Below are 21937 nucleotides of genomic sequence, written 5' to 3' on the forward strand. Positions count from 1 at the left end.
ACAAAACAAAAAAACCTCTCAAAAAGAAAGGTTTTAAAAGCAATAAATCTATTACTTATTTTTTTGTCGAATCAACTTTTGTATCAGCTTTTTCATCTATTTTATCATCTGACGAAGTTGATTTGTACTTATCATTGAGTAATTTAATCACATCATTGGTAATATCATATTCTTCTTTTGCATACAAAACAGTTGCTGCATCACCAGTTCCGTAGATGTAATTGTATCCTTTTTCTTTACCATAATCTTTGATGAATTTTTTCACATCCTTTACTAAGCTGTCCATTTCTTTTCCGCTTTCGTCTTGTAATTGACGAAGAATAGCTTGTTGAGCATAGGATAATTCTTGTTCTTTTCTTTGTAGTTCAGCTCCTTTTTGTTGAGCCCATTGTGGACCATAAGTTTCTGCATTTTTTTGAAACGCTGCTGCTTCGGTTCTAAAACGAGCTACTTCCGCTTCTAATTGCTTGCCCATTTCTTCACCTTTTGTTTTATATTTTTCTTCAATATCTTTTGCTTCCGTGTATTCTTCCAAAAGTTTAGAAGTATCTACATAAGCGGTTTTGAAATCTTTTTGATTGGCTGCTTTATCACACGATGCCATGGCTAAAAGTAAGCCGAATACTAAAATTGATTTTTTCATTATGATTGTCTGATTTATAAAATTTTGGTAAAAGTAATAATTCCTGCGTAATTGGCAAATTTGCATAGTTTTTTCAAAATTGGTTAGTATAAGAAATTATAATCGTTATTTGTTGTTAAATAGTTTTAACTTATTAATTTTGAATTCACCAGCCTGCATTAAATCAATTAAAATTATTTACATGTGCGAATGCTTGGTTTGGGTTGAAATGGTCTAAATTGCCGCTTTAAAATGGTTTTTAGCTGTTTTTGAAGATGTAAATATGTGAAGAATACTCTAAACTCTTCTTCCCTTTTAAATTTGATTGTAAACCAATCCAAAAAGCTTTGATCGGATTCATCTTTCCGGTTTTATATTTTTCAGATAATAAACTCACATAAAAACTATCAAACCACATCGGTTGAACTTTTTTGAGTTTTAAATTTTCCTGTGCGAAAAGTTTTTCCATAGCAATTTTAGAAAAATGCCATAGGTGTCGTGGCACATCAAAAGCGGCCCAAAATTTTCCGTAATGTTTTGCGTCGAATGATTTGTAATTTGGAACTGCAATGATGATAGTCCCGTCTGGTTTGAGTAAACGTTTTAGTTCTTTAATTTGAGATTCCAAATCGGGAACATGTTCCAAAACATGCCACATAGTGATCACATCAAAAAAATGATCTTCCAGATCTGGATAGGTGTCAATAATACAAATACCTTTTTGTTTGGCTAATGCTTTTGCTTTTTCATTTGGTTCCATCCCAACTGCTTTCCAGTTTTGCTTTTTTGCTTCAGCTAAAAAATCGCCGGTTCCTGCTCCAATATCTAAAACAGAACCTTTTTCACTTTGCCAATAATCAATTAATTGCACTTTATCTCGAATGGCTTTTCGCTTAACCGATTGATAGATTTTTTCAAACCATGAACGAGCCGAATCGGTGTGAGAAATATAATCTTCACTTTCGTAATAATTCGGCAAATCTACTAAAGCGGGTTGCGGATACGTTTTTAATAATTGAAGATTTTCATCCATCAACAATTCAAATTGTTCTCCCGAAACGGAGTAATCTTTTACTTTAATATACGGTTCTTTTGAAAAATTCATTAGATATAAAATGCTTTTTTGTTGCTTGAACAAGCTGTCTTTGTACGGATTTTTGAAATAGTTTCACGTGGAACAATTAAATGATTAGAATTAAACTGAACACTTTAATCTGCCAACTGAAGACTTCTTACCTTCCCATATAAATTAATAATATTGAAATATCACTTGGGTTTACACCACTGATTCTGGATGCTTGAGAAACTGTAACTGGTCGAATTTTTTTGAACTTTTCTCTCGCTTCATATGACAATGATTTGATTTTATCAAAATCATAATTATCCGGAATTCTGACATCTTCTAATCGTTTTAATTTGTCTGCATTGTTCCGTTCTTTTTCAATATAACCATTATATTTTACTTGAATTTCTGCTTGTTCAACAGTTTCTTCATCCAATCCATTTACTGCGATATATTCTTTTACTTTATCAAATAAAACAATGTCTTCCAAATCAATTTGAGGTCGCGAAAACACTTTATACATTTTATCCGATTGAACCATTGGAGAGCTCCCTTTTATTTCCAAAACAGGATTTGCTTCTTCAGGTGAAATACTGGTTTCTCTAAAAAATGAAACCATTTTTTCGGCTTCATTAAACTTATGATTCATTCGGATTAAGCGTTCTTCTGCAGCCAATCCTAAGTCAAATCCTTTCGGAGTTAATCGTTCATCGGCATTATCTTGACGTAATAATGTTCTATATTCTGCTCTCGAAGTAAACATACGATATGGTTCTTCTGTACCTTTTGTAATTAAATCATCTATCAAAACGCCGATATAAGCTTCGTCTCTTTTCAACACAAAAGGATCACGTTCTTGCACTTTTAAAGCTGCATTTATTCCTGCCATTAAGCCTTGTGAAGCAGCTTCCTCGTAACCAGTAGTTCCGTTGATTTGACCCGCAAAAAATAAACCATCAACCAACTTCGTTTCTAAAGTATGTTTTAATTGCGTTGGCGGAAAATAATCATATTCAATGGCATAACCAGGGCGGAAAAACTTCACTTTTTCAAATCCTACTACCGAACGTAATGCTTTAAACTGTACTTCTTCAGGTAGCGAAGTTGAGAAACCATTAACATATACTTCTACAGTATTCCAGCCCTCTGGCTCTATAAACAATTGATGCCTGTCTTTATCGGCAAAACGGTTAATTTTATCTTCAATAGACGGACAATAACGCGGTCCGGTGCTTTGGATTCTTCCATTAAACATGGGTGAGCGATCAAAACCTTCTCGTAACAAATTATGAACCGTTTCTGAGGTGTAAGTCATCCAACACGATCGCTGATGAATTAGTGGTTTTGAAGAGTCTAAATAAGAGAATTTGTGTGGTTTCTCATCCCCTTTTTCTTCTCTCATTTTGGTATAATCCAATGAACGACCATCTACTCTTGGTGGTGTTCCGGTTTTCATTCGCCCTGATTCAAATCCGAGTTTGACTAAATCTTCGGTAATTCCGTAAGCTGCACTTTCTCCTGCTCTTCCTCCTCCGAACTGTTTTTCGCCAATATGAATTAATCCGTTAAGGAAAGTTCCATTCGTTAAAACAACGGTTTTGGCTTTGATTTCGATTCCTAACGATGTTTTAATTCCTTTGATAACATTATTTTCGATAATTAAACCGGCAACCATTTCTTGATAGAAGTCCACATTCGGAGTGTTTTCCAACATCAAACGCCACTCTTCTGCAAATCGCATCCGATCACTTTGAACTCGTGGCGACCACATTGCTGGTCCTTTTGATTTATTAAGCATTTTAAACTGTATGGCTGTCTTATCGGAAACAATTCCTGAATAGCCTCCCAACGCATCAATCTCACGCACAATTTGCCCTTTTGCAATTCCGCCCATAGCAGGATTACACGACATTTGCCCAATAGTTTGCAAGTTCATTGTGACCAACAACGTTGAACAGCCCATATTAGCGGCAGAGGCGGCAGCTTCTGAACCAGCGTGACCGGCACCCACCACAATTACATCGTATTTATCTTGAAACATAGTTTTATTAGATTGTTCCACGTGAAACATTTCACTGAAACTTCATTAAATTCATTTATTTATTGTTCCACGTGGAACATCATCATTTTTTCTTCTTCTTTTTGACGCATTAGTTTTTCGTCAGCTTCCGATTTATCTTTATAGCCGCAATAATGCAAAACACCATGAGCCATCACTCGTTTTAACTCCTCTAACCAAGAAACATTATAGTGTATGGCGTTTTCTTGAACCCTTTCCACAGAAATGAATATATCACCGTGTAAAAAATTTCCTTCACTGTAGTCAAAACTAATAATATCGGTTAAGGTGTCGTGATTAAGATATTCCATATTGATTTTGAGCAAATACTCATCATCACAAAAGATATAACTGATTTCACCTTCTCCTTTGTCTTCCGATAAAATTACCGCAGAAATCCAATTGGAAAACAACTTTTCGTCTTCTAATTCAAAATCGGTTTGATAGTTAAAACTAATCATTGTTCTTAAAGTATTGCTGAACCTTTTGGTTATAATTTGGCCGCAAAGGTAAGCTTTGTCGATTTAAAATCTCAACACTATTTAAATATTGTTGTAATTCTGGTGATAATGGTTTAACCGAATTATTGAATTCTTTCTTGTTTGTCTCCGATTGCCGCTTGGTATCTTCACCTTGTTGTTGAACTGCTTTTTCCAACTTCAGCATTTCATAATTGATATTCAACATCCGCTGCAGCACCTCGTTTTTAAAACCTTTATTCAAAATTTGCTTCTCGGCATCTTTCATTTGATCCAACACTTTTTGACCGCCGGGCGTTAAACCTTGCTTCTTTAATTCATCTTCTAATTGTTGTCGCAAACGACGCTGTTCTTGGTAAATTTCCATTAATTCCCGAGCGTTTTCTTCACCATCATTACTGCCTTGACCGCCACCGCTTCCTTCCCCGGGTTTATTTCCTTTTTGATTACCTTTACCTTTTTCTCCTTCTTTTCCGCCTTCTTTACCGCCGGGCTTTTCGCCTTTTTCACCTTCTTTTCCTTCACCAGGTTTCTCGCCTTTTTCTCCGTCGCCGGGCTTTTCCCCTTTCTCCATTCCTTCTTTCATCTTTTCAGCAAGACCTTTTTGTTTCTGAATAATATCGGGCAGCTGCCCTTCGCCTTGACCCGGCTTTGGTTTTCCGCCACCCGCACCCATTCCGGACATCGACATTTGCATATTATTCATGACATCCGAAAGAAAATCAGCTAGACGATTGGACGCTGATACCGTATATTGTTGGTGCGAAACTCCTTTGGAAATAATTGCTTCTGCCAACGATTCAAGTGCTTTGTCAACGTTGTAATGCACATTCCCAATTTCTTCCGTAACTTTTTCTGTAATCATTGCATTTCTTAGCGACATTGCAAACAAACTGTCATCAACATGTTTAAATTGCTGTTTCAAATCTTGTTGCGTTTTTAAATATTTATTATACGAAGGAGCACCTTTTTTTAATCCTTTGAATTGCTTCATTAAATCTTCTTGCGAAAAAGAAAAAGCCAATAAGTTATCTAAAATCTGCCGCATCATTTTGATGTCTTCTTCCATTTGTTCCATCTCTGCACCAGCCATGGCTTGTTGCATCTGCATGCTCATTTGCTTCATTTTTTGAGCCGCACTTTTTTGTTTTGGTTTGGCTTTGTCTTTCTTATCTTTATTTAGCTCATCAGAAGCTTTCTCCATATCTTCTTCGATACTTTTTTCCTGTTTCTCATCAGATGGAATATCGATCGGCGACTTCAATTCTTTATTGTCTTTTTCCAACTGACGTAATTCTTCCTGAATTTTATCAAATTCTTTGTTGATTTCCTCTTGCTTTTCAGCCGTGTTTTCTTTCTCTTCTTTTGATAATTTATCTTGTTTGTCGGCCAATTTGTCTAATTTCTTGATTAGTTGTTCGGCCTTCTTTTCAACATAATATTTCTTGGTCAATTCAACCAACTGTTCTAAATTTTTCGCCTGATTTTTAGAATTTTGTTTGATTTTGTCTAACTTTTCTTCAATATCTAAATCCTGAATTTTCTCTGAAAGCTTTTGAAGTTCATCTAGTAATTTCTGATTTTCTTCGGATTGCTTTTCAGCATTTTCAGCACGTTTTTCAAGTTGTTCTTTGAATTCGTCCTTTTCTTCTTTATTAAATTCTTTTAAATTCTCTTTCAAATCCTTTGTAAATTCTTTCATCATCTCCTCTTGTCGCTTTTGGCGTTTGATGAAATCATTTATTTTTTGTTTGTCTTTAAATTCTAAGCTTTCTTTTTCTTTACTCATTTTCTGCAACTTTTCTAACTCAGATAGCTGCTTATCCTGATTCTTTAAAGACTTTTGAATGCTATTAATATTATCATTTTGTTGTTTGAGTTGCTCGTCTTCACGTTCTTCTTCAGTACTGATTCGATCGGAAAAAACAGAAGATTTTGAACTTTTAAAGTTGTGAATCGGATCATTATCAAAAACTTCAAAATAATATTCGTACGAAACACCTTCTTCTACGGGAAGATTTCCGGGAAACGTATAGATAAATTGATCAAAAACATCCCTCTTCACGGGAATAGACGATTTTAAAGCAGCTTTTTCATTATTCTTCGGATAATAGACGATTTGTAATTTAGAAAGCCCAATGTCATCCGAAACTTGACCAATTAAAATATTCTTTTGAACTCGCAAACTATCCGGTGCATTATTGACCGTAATCGTAGGGAATTGATCTTTGATAGTTGCGATTTGATAGTTTAATTTCTCGTAGTGTTTTACTTTATTATTTGAAGTAAGTATTTGATATTCGGTATTTTGAAGAACATTTTTAGACAATTTAAATTCATTATTCTCCTGAATAAAATTGGTAAAACCCGAACCATCAGCATATTCAATTTTTGATGTGGCAATAGCACTAATTTTCCAACTCACTTTCGTTCCTTCGGGAACAATCGCATTACCTGAGCCTTTGATTATTTCGGCTTTTCGATTTAGATAAGATGGAAATTGCAGCACCATTTCGAAATTAGAAACGGTAGGAACTGCCACGACTGAAAGTTCATAATCATCCGATGAAACCGCATTCGCTTCAATATGAAATGCAACATTTTTGGAAGGTTTTGTGAAACGATATTCAAAAACGCCGGGTTTGGTGGTTTCCATAAAATAACTTTCGTCACCAATAAAAATCATAGCATTTTCTGGGACAACTTTTCCTTCCGATTTTACTTGAAGAACGTAATCCAACCCTTGCTCTGTTTGTAACTTTTCGTTTAAAACCACAAAAGAAAACGGAGCCGGTGGGGAAAATTTTTCATTATATCGCACTACTCGATTCATACTGTCAGCGATAATGTCGCTGTTTCCGGATAACATAAAGAAGCTCAAAAACAACAACGGAACAATCGCCCACGGGAGATATTTGGTATTCTTTTTAAAATTGATGGCGTTACTAAACGGAATTGGTTGCAAACTTTTTCCTTTTTGTTCGATGGAAGCCAAAAGCAACTCTGATTGCTGATTATTTTCGGCTAATTGAAGAAAGTTGGTTAGTTTGTCATTCACTTCAGTGAAATGACTTCCAATAATTTGAGATGCTTGTTTGTAATCAATTCCTTTTTGAAGTTTAACCAACTTGAAAAGCGGAAACAATATAAATCGTGACAAAAGAACTAGTTGAACGGCGATAAATAACCAAAATAATATCGTTCTTCCTACTGGTTTTAACCATAGAAAATATTCTACAAAAAGCGTAAAAAAGAAATACAACAACCCAAAACCAACAAATAAAATGACTCCTTTGAGCAGTTCGTTAGTATAATATTTCTTTATAAATGATTCTAACTTTTGATAAATCAGTGACTTTGTTTCCAAAATAATATGGCTTTTACTTGTAACCGATAAAAGTACAATTTTATTTTTTAGTCAAAAGTTAAAAGTTTTTAAAAGAATTTTATAATTTTAGAGAAACAATTTGAATCATGAAATACTTATGGGCATACAGCATTCCTGTAGTTGGAATTTTATGTATATTTCAACAAGGTTTGTGGTCGTATTTTTTATTGGTTTTTGTGTTTATTTTAATTCCTATTCTTGAATACATTCTACCGCTCGATCATTCCAATTATTCAGACGAAGAAAAAGAAAAAAGACTTAAAAATAAGCTTTTTGATTGGTTGTTGTACCTAAACGTTCTAATTGTATATGTAAGTCTCTTTTTTACGTTTACAATCGTTCAAACAAAGTCGTTACAACTGTATGAACTAATAGGAATAGTGCTCAGTTTAGGAATTATTCTGGGTTCAAACGGAATAAATGTTGCTCATGAATTGGGACATCGAAAAAAACGTTATGAACGAATTCTGGGTAAACTATTGCTTATTCCGAGTCACTATACTCACTTTTTTATTGAACACAATCACGGTCATCATTTGGATGTTTCTACTCCGGATGATCCTTCTACGGCGAAATACAATCAAAGCTTGTATTCTTTTTGGTGGCAATCCGTTAGCGGAACATATTTAAAAGCCTGGAAAATTAAGAAAAAAATCAATAAAATCGATACCATTTCTTTTTTCTCTCCAAAAAATGACATGTTTTGGTTTACAATTATCCAAATCACCTATTTGATAAGCTTATATGCTTTTTTTGGTTTAAAAGTCTTATTTGTGGGGATTTCAGCCGGAATAGTAGGTTTTCTTTTGTTGGAAACCATCAATTATATTGAACATTATGGTTTGAAAAGAAAAAAAATGCCTTCCGGACGATATGAACGCGTTTCTGAAAAACATTCTTGGAATTCCAATCATATTTTAGGAAGAATCATTTTATATGAACTAACAAGGCATAGTGACCATCATTACAAATCAACGAAAGAATATCAAATTTTAGAATGTCATGAGGAAAGTCCACAATTGCCTTTCGGCTATCCCACTTCAATGGTTTTGTCTTTTATTCCTCCACTTTGGTATTCAATCATGAACAAAAGAATTCCGGAAGAAATGAAATAAATAATTTACTCACTTTTATTCAACATAAAAAAGCAAACTAAATCTTATCTTTGCCAAAATTTTTACACAAATGTCAAGACCTGTTCGCGTTCGTTTTGCACCCAGTCCAACCGGACCATTGCATATTGGTGGAGTGAGAACCGCTTTGTTCAATTATTTATTTGCGAAAAAAAATAACGGCGTTTTTTATCTGCGTATTGAAGATACTGACCAAAATCGCTTTGTTCCCGGAGCGGAACAATACATTTTTGAAGCGTTGGAATGGTTGGGAATTTCACCTTCTGAAACGGTTGGAAAAAACGAAAAATTTGGTCCATATCGTCAGAGTGAACGTAAACATTTATATAAACAATATGCCGATCAATTGATCCATTCAGGTTGGGCGTATTATGCGTTTGATACTCCGGAAGCTTTGGATATGCATAGAAAACAACACGAAGAACAAGGAAAAACATTTATTTATAATTGGCATAACCGTGAAAAATTAGATACTTCGTTGGTGTTGTCAATTGAAGAAACGAACAAAAGAATTGCTGCCGGCGAAGATTTTGTGATTCGCTTCAAAACACCTGTGAATGAAGTTTTAGAATTGAAAGACATCATTCGTGGCGATATAAAATTTGACACTAACTTATTGGATGACAAAGTTTTATTTAAAAGTGATGGAATGCCAACCTATCATTTGGCCAACATTGTAGATGATCATTTGATGGAAACCTCACACGTAATTCGTGGTGAAGAATGGTTGCCTTCACTCCCACTTCACCATTTGTTGTACAAAGCTTTTGGTTGGGAAGCACCTGAATTTGCACATTTACCGTTGATACTAAAACCCATAGGAAACGGAAAATTATCCAAACGAGATGGTGATAAAATGGGATTTCCGGTTTTTCCGTTGGAATGGAAAACAGAAGAGGGAATTTCATCCGGTTATCGAGAAACAGGTTATTTTCCGGAAACAGTAATCAACTTTTTAGCCTTATTGGGTTGGAATGACGGAACCGACCAAGAATTATTTTCATTAAACGAATTAGTAGAAAAATTCGATTTAAATCGTGTTCACAAAGCTGGTGCTAAATTTGATCCGGATAAAAACAAATGGTTTAATCATCAGTATTTACAAAAGAAAAGTGATGTAGAATTAACAGAAATCTTTTCTTCTGTTTTAACAGAAAAAGGAATTTCTATTGAAAATGATAAACTAATTAAAATCGTTTCTTCCATAAAAGAACGAGCGAATTTTGTGTCTAATTTTTGGGAACTATCCGATTACTTCTTCGAAGCTCCTACTTCATATGATGAAAAAGCATCCAAAAACTGGAAAGAAGAAACGCCGGCTTTGATGAAACAAGTGATTGCCGTTTTAGAATCGATTGACGATTTTACTTCTTTAAACATCGAAACGATTTTGAAAGATTGGATGACCACCAACGAAATTGGTATGGGAAAAGTAATGCAGCCACTTCGATTAAGTTTGGTTGGAGCTCTAAAAGGCCCACACCTGTTTGATATTATTGAACTGATTGGTAAAGAAGAAACAGTTAAAAGAATACTAAAAGCAATAGAAAAAATTTAATTTTGTTAAAAGGTTTTACTTTTGCAACATGTTAAATGTACTTCGGCATTCTAAAATAACAACTTTTGTTTGGGGATTTATGGCGTTCTACCTGCTTAATATCAGTGTAGATGTCACTTCTTTATTTGATGAAAAAGAGCAAAAAAACAAAAATTACAACGAACAAGAAAGTATTATCGAATTAGTTTTTGAAAAAGTTTTAGGTTTTGAAGAGGCAATTCCGGAAAATAACGCAAACGACAGTGAACATAATCCGACTATGAAAAAGGGGTTTTCAATGGACAAATTTGTGTTACCCTTTTATGAAATAAATACCAAACTAATTGTTTTTAATCCCATTAAAAAGAGTTTTTACTATTCTAAAAATAGCTGCCTAAAACCTTCACTAGAAATTCATTCTCCTCCGCCGGAAGTTTAATTTATTTTATTCGACAAACTTGTTTTCTACTTAGAAACAGGTAAAATCATTCGTATAAATTTTTAAAATTAAACAATTATGTACACATTTAATTTGAAGCAAATTCTGTGCTTCTTTTCAATGCTTTTTTTAAGTCAAATTTCCTTTTCACAAACCGAAAATACAACAAAAGACAGTTTGTATATCAAGGAGGTTTTAACTAAAACAGAAAAACCTAAAGTGCTTCACGCCGAGCCTTTGTATATCGATTTAATTCGTGACTTAGGAGCCAGAAAAGGCGAAAAAGAATGGAATCTTGGTTTCGGAATTACCGACAATAATGACTATGATGAATATTTAGCATTGGTAGAATATGAATGGGCTCCAATCGACCGATTAGGTTTAGAAGTCGAATTGCCCTTCACCATCTATCCATCCAACAAAAACGGAATGGCTCCCGGAAGCAAGCTAAACAGCATAAAATTAGCCGCTCAATATTCCTTTTACGTATCCGAAAAACAAAAAACTTCGTTAGCTCTTGGCTATATTCAAGAGTTTGAAATGAATGAATTTAATAATTACCAAAACGGAAAATTGTTTGTCGGCAATGTTTACAATCCGTTTTTTGTCGCAGCCAAACGTTGGGGAAATAATTTTCATACCCTACTCTATACCGGGCCTTTATTTATTCATCATTTTGAAGACAACTCAACGGATACCAACTGGCAAATTAACAGCAACCTACATTATATGATCCCGGGTACTAGAAATTTTATTGGTATTGAATTCAATAAGGAAGTCACCAAAACTGATTTTGATATGACCATTCGTCCACAAATGCGAGTTGGAATTGCCGATAACTTATTGATAGGCATTGTAACAGGAATTCCGATTAGTCGCGAAAATGAACGATTTAGCACATTTTTGAGATTGATTTATGAGCCCGGACATTAATTAAATGGTTGTCGTGCTGAATTTTAGAATTGATCATTAAATTTTCTATACCTTTGAGCCTTGATTTCAATTGTTTTTTAAATACCAAACATGACACTTTTATTTGTTTATTTGTTTATCGCCTTATTTACCTCTTTCATTTGTTCAATATTGGAAGCTGTTTTACTCTCCACACCACTCTCTTTTCTCAAAGCAAAGGTAGAACAAGGTGATAGTGATGCGATAACTTTTATAAAGCTGAAAGAAGATATAGACAAACCGTTATCGGCTATTTTATCGCTCAACACAGTTGCTCATACAGTTGGAGCGGCAGGAGTTGGAGCACAAGCCACTATTGTTTTTGGTGAAGCTTATTTTGGAATTGTTTCGGCAATTCTTACCATTTTGATTTTAGTTTTGACGGAAATAATTCCAAAGACGTTAGGAGCAAACTACAGTAGAGAATTAATGGGAATTGCAGCAAAATCTATCAATATAATGATTTTTATTACTTATCCCTTGGTCGTTATTTCTGCTGTTTTAACCAAAATGCTTTCGAGAAGTGAAAAAGAATTAACAACCAGTAGAGAGGAAATTTCTGCTTTAGCAAGTATTGGTACAGAAGAAGGTATTTTTGGAGAGAAAGAAAATAAAATTATTCAGAACCTAATTAAACTAAAAGGGATAAAAATTTCTGAAATTATGACGCCAAGAATTGTCGTTGTGGTTGCGAATGAAGAAATGACACTACAAGAGTTTTTGAATAACAAAGATTTTCTTCATTTTTCACGAATTCCAATTTATGAAGGAAACCGCGATAACATTACTGGATATATTTTTAGAGAATTAGTATTTGAAAAATTGGCCGAAGATCAATTTGATTTAAAACTAAAAGACATCCGAAGAGATATTGTAACTTTTCCTAAAATAACTACCTTATTTGATGCTTGGGAAGAATTACTTCATAACAAAGAGCAAATCTCATTAATTTCAGATGAATATGGTGGAATGGACGGAATCGCAACACTCGAAGACATTATCGAAACGCTTTTAGGCTTTGAAATCGTAGATGAAAAAGACAAAGTGGAAGACATGCAACAATATGCTATGGAGCGTTGGAAAACAAAGCAAAAGAAATATGAGATATTAAAAAATATTTCGAGAGATGAAGATTAAACTCATACAAAAAAGGGTTTCTCACGTTAGAGAAACCCTTTTTCTGTTAAAAATAAAAGATAATATTACCGGCAAAAACACCCAAATTTCCTTTTAATTTACCATCTACTTTAAGAGCAACTTCTTCTTGCTTATTCAGATTATTTAAAATATTAGTCACACCATATTGATAACTCAAACTCAAGCGAATATTTTCAAAACCACCGGAAATTCCGGCGTAAACATTAAAATTAATTGGATTGATGTCTTCAATGTCTTGCACACGAAGCAATTCGTTACCTACGATAAAATTATTTTCATCAGAATCGTTGAATTTTAATTTACTATTAACTTGCAAAACCGGACCAAAATCTAATGAAACCGGACCACCATCAATTTTGTAACACAACAATAAATGAATTTGAACAGCCATCATTTTTAAATCCACTTCTTTTTGAGAAATGCCTGAAAATGTTTCAATAGCAAATTTATTTTCGGAGAAATTCATTCCGTAAATCATCGAAAAATTGTTGTAATAATTTCCCCGCATAGATAAACCTGCGGTCCAATTCATTGCGGGTGTAATATTAAAATTGTCAGTATATAAATTGGTTTGATTTATTCCTAAACTTATCCCAATATGGTTATAATCACCTTTGCCATATTGAGCCGAAATTGTGTTTGTACAAGCAAGCAAAACCAATGCTAAAAAATATCTTTTCATGAAATGTGTGTAAAGTTGTAACAAACGTACGAGAAATTTCGTATCATTACATATAACCTAAAACTATTTTTCTATGTTTACTTACATTTTTATTGCTATTGCAGTCTTGTTACTGTTAGCTTCCTTTTTCACCGTCAAACAACAATCGGCTGCGGTGATTGAACGTTTTGGAAAATTCAGTAGCACCAGACAATCCGGTTTACAACTTAAAATCCCAGTGATAGATAGAGTTGCCGGACGATTAAACTTGCGAATTCAACAATTGGATGTTATCATTGAAACCAAAACGAAAGACAACGTGTTCGTGAAAATGAAAGTTTCCGTACAGTTTAAAGTTATTCAGGAGAAAGTATATGAAGCTTTTTATAAATTAGAATACCCGCACGATCAGATTACCTCGTATGTATTTGACGTTGTGCGTGCAGAAGTTCCAAAATTAAAATTAGATGATGTTTTTGAACGTAAAGATGATATTGCCGTTGCTGTAAAACGAGAGTTAAACGAAGCAATGACCACGTATGGATACGACATCATCAACACATTAATTACCGATATTGATCCGGATATTCAAGTAAAAAATGCGATGAATAGAATTAATGCAGCCGACCGTGAAAAAACTGCTGCAGAATATGAAGCAGAAGCAGGAAGAATCAGAATTGTAGCGAAAGCGAAAGCAGAAGCGGAAAGCAAACGTTTACAAGGTCAAGGTATTGCCGATCAACGAAGAGAAATTGCCAGAGGTTTGGTAGAAAGTGTGGATGTATTGAACAAAGTAGGAATCAATTCACAAGAAGCTTCTGCACTAATTGTAGTTACACAACATTATGATACCTTGCAAGCCATTGGAGCTGATGCAAATTCGAACTTAATTTTGTTACCTAATTCTCCACAAGCAGGAAGTGATATGTTGAATAATATGGTTGCGAGTTTTACTGCAAGTAACCAAGTAGGGGAATCAATGAAAAGAGCAAACAGCACAAAACGGTTAAACAAACCAAATAAAAAAGATGAATTCGGTTCAATCGAAGAAGATGAAGAATAAAATGAGAGAGACCTTCGGGTCTCTTTTTTTTTGGTTTTAATGGAACCCGGATTTTTAAAATTTGGGAAATCTAGAAAATCAAAATTTATTTCTCACAGAAAACTCAGAAAATACAGAAATTTTAGTTTTAGGATTTTATGTTTGGAAAAATGGTTGAAATTTCATCAAAAACGAATTAGAAGCGTTCAGTTTAATTTTAATTGAAGGTGCTATAAAATCACATTGCCTTTTATTTTTTTAGTCTGAAAACAGCTCTAAAAAAGTCATTTTTAATTGATTTTGCTGATAGAAATTACAAATTAATAGAAATTACAAATAATAGAAAAAGCCACAGCAATTTGTGGCTTTTATAGTTTTCGATTATTGTCGTGATTTACTCTTTCGCTTCTACTTTTGCCCAAGTATCTCTCAAGCCAACTGTTTTATTAAAAACCAATTTTTCTGCAGAAGAATCTTTATCCACACAAAAATAGCCTAATCGTTGAAATTGAAATTTATCTTCCGGTTGAGCAGTTTGTAAATTCGGTTCAACATATCCTGTAATTACTTCTAATGAATTCGGATTGATATATTCTTTAAAATCGACCTCTTTATCACCATCCGGATTTTCGTGCGTAAATAATCGGTCATAAATGCGAACCTCTGCTTGAACGGCGTGCGGAACAGAAACCCAATGAATGGTTCCTTTTACCTTACGTTGACTGGCTTCTGTGCCGCTACCTGACTTAGAGTCCACATCATACGTAGCGTGAATTTCGGTGATATTTCCATCAACATCTTTAATAACATTTTCACCTTTGATGATATAGGCATTTTTCAAACGCACTTCGGTACCTAACGTTAATCGGAAAAATTTCTTATTGGCCTCTTCTTGAAAATCTTCTCTTTCGATGTATAATTCTTTTGAGAAAGGCACTTTTCTGTACGTCAAAATTTCTTCTTCGGGATTATTTTCGGCATCCAACCACTCTTCTTGACCATCAGGATAATTGGTGATTACTAGCTTTACAGGATTTAAAACCGCCATAACTCTTGGTGCTGTTTTATTCAAATCTTCGCGAACGCAGAATTCCAATAATGAAACATCAATTAAATTAGTTCGTTTAGCGATTCCAATCGTATTAGCAAAGTTTCGGATGGAAGTTGGCGTATAACCACGTCTTCTCATACCGGAAATTGTACTCATTCGCGGATCATCCCAAGAAGTTACATGCTTTTCTTGAACCAATTGCAACAATTTTCGTTTACTAACAACGGTGTGCGAAAGGTTTCTTCTTGCAAACTCACGTTGTTTCGGACGAACTTTAGTGCTATCATAAATTTGGTCTAAAAACCAATCGTATAATTCTCTGTGTGGTAAAAATTCCAGCGTACAAAGTGAATGCGAAATTCCTTCGATATAATCACTTTCGCCGTGAGCCCAGTCGTACATTGGATAAATGCACCAATTGTCGCCTGTTCTGTGGTGATGCTTGTGTAAAATTCGATACATCAACGGATCACGCATTAACATATTGGTAGAAGCCATATCAATTTTAGCCCGCAAAACGTGTGTTCCTTCCGGAAATTCGCCGTTTTTCATACGTTCAAAAAGATCTAAATTCTCTTCTACCGAACGATTTCTATATGGGCTATTAGTTCCAACTTGCGTTGGCGTTCCTTTTTGCTTAGCCATTTCTTCCGATGATTGGCTATCTATGTAGGCTTTATCTTTTTTGATAAATTCAACCGCCCAATCATACAACTCTTGAAAATAATCAGATGCATAGCGTTCTTCAGCCCATTGATAACCAAGCCATTGCACATCACGTTTGATGGCATCAACAAATTCTTGTTCTTCTTTGGCGGGGTTGGTATCATCAAAACGCAAATTTACCGGCGATTGGTAATCAATTCCTAATCCGAAATTTAAACAAATAGAACTCGCGTGACCCACGTGAAGATATCCGTTTGGTTCCGGCGGAAAACGAAAACGAAGTTTATCCTTGGCAAAACCGTTCTTTAAATCTTCTTCGATAATTTGTTCTATAAAATTGAGCGACTTTTCTTCTGACATAATCATTAAAATGAGGGACAAAAATACGGAAAAAAATGCCTTTTCATTAAAAATGATTTATTAAAAAAATTAAGCCAAAATGTTAGTCTCTTTCTAAATAATCGACCAACTACATTCGGGTTTACGGTTTTCAATACAAGCTATTACGGTTTTCCGCAAACCTGTATGTCATTCATCGATTTTAATGTTAAAGTTACTCTCTCCTCTAAATAAATATATACTTTTAGTGAAACAAATATCAAGAACAAGCAGAAAAAAGAAATCCATTTATCATTTTTTTTCGTAATTAAATGTAGTGTAGTGCCTATTTAAATTACAAAATAACAATCGATTGCTTTTGGGGTAAAAGCGGTCCAACATAAAGAGTGTTTTATGGTTTGGAAAATTACCTCAAGAAAATTATTTTTTTCTTCTTTGCTTTTGATGCTTCTGAGTAGCATTGGCAGCGGGTATGCTCAAACGATTGTAATTGGCACACCTTCTTTAGGATTCACTCAGGCTTGTGCTTCGCAAGGATTTAATTCATACAACCTTAGTTTTACTTTTTTTCCTGTTTCCAATGTTCAGGCCGGAAATCAATTTATTGTGGAACTTTCTGATCCGTTTGGAAATTTTAGTTCGCCAACTACTTTAACCACTTCTACTAGCACAACATCACCAGTTAATGTTTCGTTTGCAATGCCAACAACGGTAGCTGGTGAAGCGTATAGAATTCGTGTTAGGAGCACCGCTCCGGCAGTTACAAGTCCGATCAGTGTTGCTTTTTCTGCTTTTTATGCTGTTCATAACCAACCGTTTTCCATCAATAATAATTCTGGAACGGTTTCTTTTTGCGAAGGCGGAAATACTACATTACAAGTAGATAATTCTGGAACGCCAGCCTCTCCTCTATTCTATTCCGGTTTAATATATAAATGGTACCGCAATTTTGCTGAAGTTTCCGGAGCAACCGGACCATCATTAAACGTAACACAATCCGGAAATTATTATGCCATTGTCGATTACGGCAGTTGTGTGATGAATTCCTATTCAAACATCGTTTCAGTAAATGTAACTGCCGGAATAAATCTATCCATTTCATCAGCCGGAAATGTGGACTTTATTTGTGATGGAGTGCCAAGACTTTTAACCTCCTCCCACCAAAATACAAATTACGTTTACCAATGGTTTAAAGATAATGTGGCTATTTCAGGAGCAACCGCTCCAACATATAATGCTTTACAAGAAGGAATTTACAAATTAAGAATCACGTTTGGTGGTTGTGTTTTTGAATCAAATACGCTCTTTTTAGAACTGATTGAATTGGAAGCCGATTGGAATGTGAATACAATTGAAGTGATTATTCCGGGTGAACAACTTCAAGTAAATTCGATTACCAATGCAGTATCGCCAACATATCAATGGCGAAAAGACAATGTGATTATTCCATCTGCAACCACAGCAAATTATACGGTTACTCAACCCGGCACGTATCAATTAACCATTACCGAAACGCAAGGTTGCACATTTTCTGAGCAACTAACTGTAGTGGTTCAATATCCAATTGGATTTACAGTAGCTATTCAGAATTCTGGTGATTATCAGGCGTGTAATGCAACGACTTCAACGTTATCGTTAAGTTCGATTGTTGCACAAACTTCTTCAGGAAATAGTACGGTTTCTCTTCCAAATTCAAATTTTTCGTATCAATGGTTATTGAATAATTCGCCAATTGCAGGTGCTACCGGAACTTCATATACCATCAATAATGCAACTCAAAATGGTTCGTATAAACTTCGGGTAACGGTTTCAACTTTTGCTCCAATTGAATCGAATGCAATTTCAATTGCGATTCAAATTCAAACACCGGTTATATCGGCGATAGGAAGTTTGTGTGGCACGAATACCGTTCAATTAAACAGTTCTGTTACGAGTTCTGTTTTCACCTACAAATGGTACCGAAATAATTTGTTAATCACTGGAGCAGTTCAACCAAGCTATACAACCAATCAAGCCGGAAATTATCATTTGGTAATTTCCTACGGAAGTTGCTCTGTTACCTCAAATACAATTAATTTAGAACAAAATAGCATCACGGCCAGTTTGAATTTACCTTTAACCAGCATCATAATTCCCGGTGAAACTAAAACCTTAACCGCCACAACAAATGCTGTTAATCCATCTTTTGAATGGTTTAGAAATAACACCATCATTTCAGGTCAAACTAGTGCATCAATTAATGTAACACAAAATGGCGTTTACAAAGTAATTGTTACACAAACTACAGGTTGTAATGCAACGCAAGAAGCAGTTACCGAATTAATTTATCCGGATTCTTTCAATATTACTATTGCAGCAAATGCGGGTTATTTGCCGTGCGAAAGTGAGCAAGCAACTTTGTCAATCACGAGTTTTAATGCGGTAACTTCCTCTGAAACATTATCGATATTAAATAATTCCTTTGGTTATGTGTATGAATGGTTTAAAGATGGAACATTGGTGCTTTCTTCATCCAACACAACATACAACGTTGCTTCTTATTTAGAAAATGGTTTGTATGAATTACGCATTACTATTCCGAATTTTAATGGTGTAATTTCAAATGCTGTAACCATTAAGTTAGGCATCTCAGATGATTTTGTATTGTCATCCGAAGGTGTTTTGTGCGAATCGGGTGGAAGCGTAACTTTATCATCCAATGCTACAAATCCTAACTACATTTTAACATGGTTTTCCATTGAAAATAATGCAGAAATAGGAACGGGAAATTCAATCACAGTAAATGAGCCCGGAAATTATTTTATGACAATTGATTTTGATGGATGTTCATATTCCTCGAACACAATTGCAGTTGAAGTCATCACAACAGAAGGAATTACTTTAAACATAGCCGATGCGATTACGGTTATTCAAGGCGGTTCAACCGAAGTGTTTGCCAGCGGCGTGGATAATTATACGTGGTATTTGAACGGTGAAATCATTGGAACAGGAAATTCTTATTCTGTTTCTCAAGCTGGAACCTACACGATCATCGGTAGCATTGGCGAATGTGAATTTACCAAAACATTCACCGTTACTTTGGTTGAAAACACAAGTTTTGTTGTGCCAAACGTAATTACGATGAACAACGACGGAATAAACGATTATTGGTCTATTCCGAATGAATATGTGAACAAAGAAGCTGTTGAGGTTATCATCTATTCACCAAAAGGGAAAGTGGTTTTTAGAGCTCGAAATTATCAAAATAATTGGCCAAATACCGCTTTAGAATATGCCAAAACAGAGCCTGTTTTTTATTATACAATTTCTGAAAACGACGAAATTATCAAAAAAGGATCCATCACCGTAATCGACTAAAGATGATAAAAATGTACGTAATACTAATTACAGGATTTGTGTTTGCTAATTTGCAAGCACAAGATGCTCCCGTATTGACGTTTACGATACCCACCCAAAACACCTTGTTATTGAATCGGTTTTTGATGAATCCAACATTTTCTGCGGTGCGTGAAAACGATTCTTACCTCACACTTTACCATAGAAATCAATGGATTCAATTTGATGATTCACCAGAACTTTACATGCTTTCGTATTCAGGAAAATATGGGGAAAGAGCAGGAGTGGGGATTGGAATTTATCAACAAAATTTAGGAATAATTACCAGTTTTGGTGGCGTTGGAAATTATGCGTATCAAATTCCGATTCGTGAAAAAATAAAGTTAACATTAGGTTTCAACATTGCGTATTACAACAGTGGCGTGGACCGAAACAGAGCAGTAACTAACGAACCTGATCCGGCCATTATGGCGTTGCGAAACAATTCAATTCTAACGCTAAAACCCGGTTTAAATTTAACTTGGGGAAGTTTTGATTTTGGAGTTTACGCCGAAAATTTTGTGGATTATGATTTTAAATCCAGCGAAATGGTTCAAGACTATTCGCAAAAAACATACACCGGTCATATAATGTATCATCATCAAATGCAAAATCAGGAAGGGTTGTTTGAAAATGGTTTTTTCAGATTAATTGCTCGAGGAAAAATGAATCAGACGGATGATTTTGTGTATGGTGGTTCAGTGATTACCAACTTTCCAAATTTAGGTTGGGTGCAAGCCGGAGTTGATGATTTTTTTGGAGTGAATATTGGCGTTGGAGCTCATTTTACCAAAAAATTGTCCTTAGGTTACACGTATGAAAGAGTGATAAACGATGGTTTAGTAAATTTTGGTCCAACCCACGAAATCACACTTTCGTATCGATTTGCAGGAAAAGAGAACGAAGAAACATACAACATAAAATCATCAAAAAAAAAGCCTACAGCAGTTGTTAGAAAGCCAAAAGTGTTGAAAAAAACAGAAGAGTTTGAAGAAGAATACGAAGATGATTTTGCCGAAGAAGAATATGAAGATATGGCCGAAGAACCTATCATCATTGAGCCGGCTCCAAAGAAGAAAAAATCGATTTTGAAAAAGAAAAAACCATCAAAAACCATTGCTGATGTTGAAGCGGAAGAAGAATATGAAGAAGTGGCAAACGAAGAAACGAAATCCTATAACAAAGACATTGAAATTGAAAAATTAAAAATGACGTTGGATGAAAATAATTTAAAACTATTGGAAATCATTGTCAAACAAGATTCGCTTGAAAATATGAAGAAAGCCGATTTTGAAAAACGTATTGAAAATATGATGCAATACATCGAACGATTAGAAGTAACCATTGCCGAAAAAGATTGCAATTGCGATCCGAAAACAACAGTGGTTACCGAAGAAAAAACGGTTGAAACCACAACAAAAACAACTGTAAAAAATGCTGAAACCCCTGTAGTTAAAGAAGACAAAAATGATTTGAACAGCAAGTTATCAGCGATGAAATCATCAACTAAAAAAGAAGAAAATGAATTACCATCAACTAAAAATAATTCAAAAAATACTGATTTGGAATCTAAAATTTCCAAACTCAAAAAAGAAGAACCAAAAACAAATACCAACTCAAAATTTTCCTTAACCGATGAAGAAATCAAAGCGTATTATTCCAGACTGACCGACAAAAAAAGAGCCACTGCCAAAAAGGGAAACTTTTTGCAAGTAGACAATCAAGAACCCGGATTTTACATTATTTCCAATGTATTTTCTGACCCTGCTTTTGCGGATGATTTTATCAAAAAACTAAAAAAGCGCGGAATTAAAGCCAATTATTTTATTAACCCAAAAAACAATTTCAGGTATGTTTATTTAAAAAAACATTCTGATTGGAGTGAAGCCCTAATCTCCTATTACACGAATGTGGAAAACACCTATTTTGATGAAATTTGGATTATGAACATTAACATAAAATAAACACCCCAAA

The 21937-nt window shown here is 34.6% G+C and carries 15 protein-coding genes; 8 read left to right on the forward strand and 7 right to left on the reverse strand.

Annotated features, from left to right (window positions below):
* Positions 1–55: 55 nt before the first annotated feature.
* The 5 genes from B0I10_RS03445 to B0I10_RS03465 all read right to left on the reverse strand — a co-directional run bounded on the left by B0I10_RS03445 (position 56) and on the right by B0I10_RS03465 (position 7590).
* On the reverse strand, positions 56–643 hold the full coding sequence (locus B0I10_RS03445) for an OmpH family outer membrane protein (RefSeq protein ID WP_112085102.1): 588 nt from the start codon (positions 641–643) through the stop codon (positions 56–58).
* Between the two features lie 238 nt (positions 644–881).
* Entirely contained in the window at positions 882–1727 is an 846-nt protein-coding gene (locus B0I10_RS03450) for a class I SAM-dependent methyltransferase (RefSeq protein WP_112085103.1), read from the reverse strand.
* Positions 1728–1854: 127 nt separating this feature from the next.
* Positions 1855–3726 carry a tRNA uridine-5-carboxymethylaminomethyl(34) synthesis enzyme MnmG gene (gene mnmG / locus B0I10_RS03455; RefSeq protein ID WP_112085321.1) on the reverse strand — a complete coding sequence of 624 codons (1872 nt, stop codon included), beginning with the start codon at positions 3724–3726 and terminating at the stop codon, positions 1855–1857.
* A 59-nt stretch (positions 3727–3785) separates the two neighbouring features.
* The gene (gene ybeY / locus B0I10_RS03460; protein WP_112085104.1) at positions 3786–4205 is read right to left on the reverse strand and encodes an rRNA maturation RNase YbeY; all 420 of its coding nucleotides are present in this window, start codon (positions 4203–4205) and stop codon (positions 3786–3788) included.
* Positions 4198–7590, reverse strand: a complete 3393-nt coding sequence (locus tag B0I10_RS03465; RefSeq protein WP_112085105.1) for a coiled-coil domain-containing protein — start codon at positions 7588–7590, stop codon at positions 4198–4200. The genes ybeY and B0I10_RS03465 overlap by 8 nt, the downstream gene beginning before the upstream one ends.
* A 107-nt stretch (positions 7591–7697) precedes the next feature.
* Between B0I10_RS03465 and B0I10_RS03470 the strand changes: the two genes are divergently transcribed.
* The 5 genes from B0I10_RS03470 (at position 7698) to B0I10_RS03490 (ending at position 12808) form a co-directional block, all read left to right on the forward strand.
* Positions 7698–8726 (forward strand): alkane 1-monooxygenase, encoded by a 1029-nt coding sequence (locus B0I10_RS03470; protein ID WP_245942945.1) that lies wholly within the window; start codon positions 7698–7700, stop codon positions 8724–8726.
* 70 nt (positions 8727–8796) lie between these two features.
* Complete coding sequence (gltX, locus tag B0I10_RS03475; RefSeq protein ID WP_112085106.1) at positions 8797–10302, forward strand: glutamate--tRNA ligase; 1506 nt, start codon at positions 8797–8799, stop codon at positions 10300–10302.
* A gap of 28 nt (positions 10303–10330) precedes the next feature.
* Positions 10331–10720, forward strand: coding sequence for a hypothetical protein (locus B0I10_RS03480; RefSeq protein ID WP_112085107.1), 390 nt, complete (start codon positions 10331–10333; stop codon positions 10718–10720).
* Positions 10721–10798: 78 nt separating this feature from the next.
* Complete coding sequence (locus B0I10_RS03485; RefSeq protein ID WP_245942946.1) at positions 10799–11653, forward strand: HAEPLYID family protein; 855 nt, start codon at positions 10799–10801, stop codon at positions 11651–11653.
* A 90-nt stretch (positions 11654–11743) separates the two neighbouring features.
* Positions 11744–12808 carry a CNNM domain-containing protein gene (locus B0I10_RS03490; RefSeq protein WP_112085109.1) on the forward strand — a complete coding sequence of 355 codons (1065 nt, stop codon included), beginning with the start codon at positions 11744–11746 and terminating at the stop codon, positions 12806–12808.
* 46 nt (positions 12809–12854) lie between these two features.
* On the opposite strand, the gene B0I10_RS03495 is transcribed toward B0I10_RS03490, so the two are convergent.
* Positions 12855–13511, reverse strand: coding sequence for a porin family protein (locus tag B0I10_RS03495; RefSeq protein ID WP_112085110.1), 657 nt, complete (start codon positions 13509–13511; stop codon positions 12855–12857).
* A gap of 73 nt (positions 13512–13584) precedes the next feature.
* On the opposite strand from B0I10_RS03495, the gene B0I10_RS03500 reads away from it, so the two are divergent.
* The gene (locus B0I10_RS03500) at positions 13585–14553 is read left to right on the forward strand and encodes an SPFH domain-containing protein (RefSeq protein WP_112085111.1); all 969 of its coding nucleotides are present in this window, start codon (positions 13585–13587) and stop codon (positions 14551–14553) included.
* A gap of 373 nt (positions 14554–14926) precedes the next feature.
* Here the strand turns inward: B0I10_RS03500 and B0I10_RS03505 are convergent, their stop codons facing one another.
* Positions 14927–16612 carry a glutamine--tRNA ligase/YqeY domain fusion protein gene (locus tag B0I10_RS03505; protein WP_112085322.1) on the reverse strand — a complete coding sequence of 562 codons (1686 nt, stop codon included), beginning with the start codon at positions 16610–16612 and terminating at the stop codon, positions 14927–14929.
* A 369-nt stretch (positions 16613–16981) separates the two neighbouring features.
* Between B0I10_RS03505 and B0I10_RS03510 the strand changes: the two genes are divergently transcribed.
* Together B0I10_RS03510 and B0I10_RS03515 are read left to right on the forward strand one after the other, a co-directional pair.
* Entirely contained in the window at positions 16982–19945 is a 2964-nt protein-coding gene (locus B0I10_RS03510) for a T9SS type B sorting domain-containing protein (RefSeq protein WP_112085112.1), read from the forward strand.
* A gap of 11 nt (positions 19946–19956) precedes the next feature.
* The gene (locus B0I10_RS03515; RefSeq protein ID WP_181456879.1) at positions 19957–21927 is read left to right on the forward strand and encodes a PorP/SprF family type IX secretion system membrane protein; all 1971 of its coding nucleotides are present in this window, start codon (positions 19957–19959) and stop codon (positions 21925–21927) included.
* Positions 21928–21937 lie beyond the last annotated feature (10 nt).

Origin of the sequence: Flavobacterium lacus (assembly GCF_003268815.1) — a bacterium.
In the GTDB taxonomy this organism is placed as follows: Bacteria; Bacteroidota; Bacteroidia; order Flavobacteriales; family Flavobacteriaceae; genus Flavobacterium; species Flavobacterium lacus.

Bases quoted from the DNA above. Each gene is read 5' to 3' on its own strand.
- B0I10_RS03515 (WP_181456879.1), top strand. From the start codon at position 19,957: ATGTACGTAATACTAATTACAGGATTTGTGTTTGCTAATTTGCAAGCA.
- B0I10_RS03470 (WP_245942945.1), top strand. From the start codon at position 7,698: ATGAAATACTTATGGGCATACAGCATTCCTGTAGTTGGAATTTTATGT.
- B0I10_RS03500 (WP_112085111.1), top strand. From the start codon at position 13,585: ATGTTTACTTACATTTTTATTGCTATTGCAGTCTTGTTACTGTTAGCT.
- B0I10_RS03490 (WP_112085109.1), top strand. From the start codon at position 11,744: ATGACACTTTTATTTGTTTATTTGTTTATCGCCTTATTTACCTCTTTC.
- B0I10_RS03485 (WP_245942946.1), top strand. From the start codon at position 10,799: ATGTACACATTTAATTTGAAGCAAATTCTGTGCTTCTTTTCAATGCTT.
- mnmG (WP_112085321.1), bottom strand. From the start codon at position 3,726: ATGTTTCAAGATAAATACGATGTAATTGTGGTGGGTGCCGGTCACGCT.
- B0I10_RS03495 (WP_112085110.1), bottom strand. From the start codon at position 13,511: ATGAAAAGATATTTTTTAGCATTGGTTTTGCTTGCTTGTACAAACACA.
- gltX (WP_112085106.1), top strand. From the start codon at position 8,797: ATGTCAAGACCTGTTCGCGTTCGTTTTGCACCCAGTCCAACCGGACCA.
- ybeY (WP_112085104.1), bottom strand. From the start codon at position 4,205: ATGATTAGTTTTAACTATCAAACCGATTTTGAATTAGAAGACGAAAAG.
- B0I10_RS03450 (WP_112085103.1), bottom strand. From the start codon at position 1,727: ATGAATTTTTCAAAAGAACCGTATATTAAAGTAAAAGATTACTCCGTT.
- B0I10_RS03480 (WP_112085107.1), top strand. From the start codon at position 10,331: ATGTTAAATGTACTTCGGCATTCTAAAATAACAACTTTTGTTTGGGGA.
- B0I10_RS03445 (WP_112085102.1), bottom strand. From the start codon at position 643: ATGAAAAAATCAATTTTAGTATTCGGCTTACTTTTAGCCATGGCATCG.
- B0I10_RS03510 (WP_112085112.1), top strand. From the start codon at position 16,982: ATGGTTTGGAAAATTACCTCAAGAAAATTATTTTTTTCTTCTTTGCTT.